Here is a 1,118-nt window from a genome sequence, read left to right as displayed (position 1 = left end):
AATACTAAACATTTGTAATACTGTGTTTACTGCATATCGCATGTAGTGGGCTATTTTATAGCGACAATCAGTTTATCTGGTTCACAAACCAATTTTATCTCATAGGGAATCGTCCCTATGGGCGCTTCTCCTGAGTAAGGAGACTATAATGGATAAAGAGATGGAAACCGTACAGATCCCTGCTGATAAGTTAGTCGATGCATTGCTTCATATGAAGCAATTTGAGCATCACTACGCGACTCAGGAATCGGTTGATAATCTTAAAGAATCAGTTCGAGAGTTAAAGTCTGATACTAATAAGCGTTTTGACCAGGTCGATAAACGCTTTGATAAGTTAGAAGGTAAGTTAGATCGCTTACAGTGGTTTATCTTAGCTTCCGTTCTTACTCTTTTTTTTAAAGAACAGATTTTTTCTTTGTTCATCTAAACTAACCTCAATATTCATAGCGGAACTACTCCGTGTCTATGCCAGTTTGTCTGGCTTAGGCCAAACGAATTAGCAATTTTAATTATTAATTCAATGTGGGGAAGACTATGAACACTTCATCAATTGCATGTGCTTTAGACTTTATATTTGAATCAAAACCATCAAAATTAACAACACATTATCACATGAAATTAGGGGCTTATATCTCCTTTGCGTATGATGATGTTTACATTTGGTGTTGTGTTAATGAAGCTTGGATAGAAAGTTCGATTGATATTCAAGATGCATTAACTTTTAACTTTGAGGAAATGACATCCAATGGCTTATCTTGTATCGGGAAATCCCTTTGCATTTGTGGCGGTGATGCTTTGATTAATTTGAGTCGTAGTGGCGTTTTTACTGCTGAATGTAAAAGTTGTAACTTTTCTGTTGAGTTGGCTGAAAATGACGCTTTAGCTTGTATAAAGTAAACTAACCTATCTGAATAGCGGATCACCGCTGCTAACGCCATTTCGTATGGCATTAGCCAGCGAATTAGGCGCACCCTAATGTGAGGTCTTCTATGCACCAATCAATTAAAAATGCCGATATAGAACACGTATTGAAAGACATGTATTTTGCGACCATATCGCAGACTTACATCAATTTCACTCGTGCCATCGACTTACTTTTCACTAGATACACAAGTAGT

General features: G+C 36.9%; 2 protein-coding genes. Both read left to right on the top strand.

What is annotated here, in order from left to right; translation table 11 throughout:
- The first annotated feature begins 148 nt into the window (after positions 1-148).
- The gene (locus A142_RS11070) at positions 149-427 is read left to right on the top strand and encodes a hypothetical protein (RefSeq protein WP_017097000.1); all 279 of its coding nucleotides are present in this window, start codon (positions 149-151) and stop codon (positions 425-427) included.
- A gap of 107 nt (positions 428-534) precedes the next feature.
- On the top strand, positions 535-897 hold the full coding sequence (locus tag A142_RS11065; protein WP_019824385.1) for a hypothetical protein: 363 nt from the start codon (positions 535-537) through the stop codon (positions 895-897).
- Positions 898-1,118: the final 221 nt, after the last annotated feature.

The organism is Vibrio splendidus 12E03 (assembly GCF_000272105.2).
GTDB classification, from domain to species: domain Bacteria; phylum Pseudomonadota; class Gammaproteobacteria; order Enterobacterales; family Vibrionaceae; genus Vibrio; species Vibrio splendidus_I.
The sequence above is the reverse complement of the archived record's forward strand: the minus strand, read 5'-3'. Positions and strand labels throughout refer to the sequence as shown.

What these genes read in the sequence shown, in the direction of transcription:
- A142_RS11070 (WP_017097000.1), top strand. Translation starts at nt 149, where the DNA reads ATGGATAAAGAGATGGAAACCGTACAGATCCCTGCTGATAAGTTAGTC.
- A142_RS11065 (WP_019824385.1), top strand. Translation starts at nt 535, where the DNA reads ATGAACACTTCATCAATTGCATGTGCTTTAGACTTTATATTTGAATCA.